Origin of the sequence: Sulfolobus sp. B1 (genome assembly GCF_007050195.1) — an archaeon.
Classification (GTDB): Archaea; Thermoproteota; Thermoprotei_A; order Sulfolobales; family Sulfolobaceae; genus Saccharolobus.
In genome coordinates this window covers 1-640 of the sequence record NZ_QIMI01000345.1, presented here as the reverse complement: position 1 = coordinate 640, position 640 = coordinate 1, and the positions used below count along the sequence as shown (strand labels likewise).

Sequence of the window (640 nt, the reverse complement as noted above, 5' to 3'; positions counted from 1 at the left end):
TAGTCTCTGTATCCGGTAAGCCAAAAAGTAATATTCAACTTGCCTCTAAATTTAAAGGTAAAACTAAAATTTTTGTAATTACCGCAAATGAAGAATCTGAACTTTCAAGGTTTGCTGACTACCTTATTTTAATACCTTACAAATCTAAAATACAATTACCCGGCACATTGTCCTTTTTAATGAGTTTAAGTGCAATATATTCTTTAGCAGGAGAAAAAATTGATAGCGAGGAAGATAATAACGTAATAAGTTTATCTAATAATCCATTCTTCGTAGGACATGGAGAGAACTTCGGTATTGCATATTACGCTACGTTGAAATTCTCTGAAATCTTCGGATATAGTGCTAACAGCGAAAAATTAGAACAATTTTGCCACTCACCTATATTTATGACTAGCAATAGACAAATAATATTACTTAGAAGAGGCATAGAGAGAGAAGAAGAACTCATTAGTAAAATTGACTACACTAGCATAGCATCTACAAAATGTAATGGAGCTTTTTGTAACGCTAAAGTATTAATAAAGTCAATATTAGAAAAAATGAGGAAGGAGAATTGGGACAGGATTTACTTCATAGATAACAAAAAAATATTAAACATTAGCTCACAAATGATATATTGATATGGATGAACTGGATT

The 640-nt window shown here is 30.8% G+C and carries 1 protein-coding gene; it reads left to right on the top strand.

What is annotated here, in order from left to right:
* A partial coding sequence (locus DMP16_RS10625; RefSeq protein ID WP_143577257.1) for a sugar isomerase occupies positions 1-623 on the top strand: 623 nt, incomplete at its 5' end.
* Positions 624-640 lie beyond the last annotated feature (17 nt).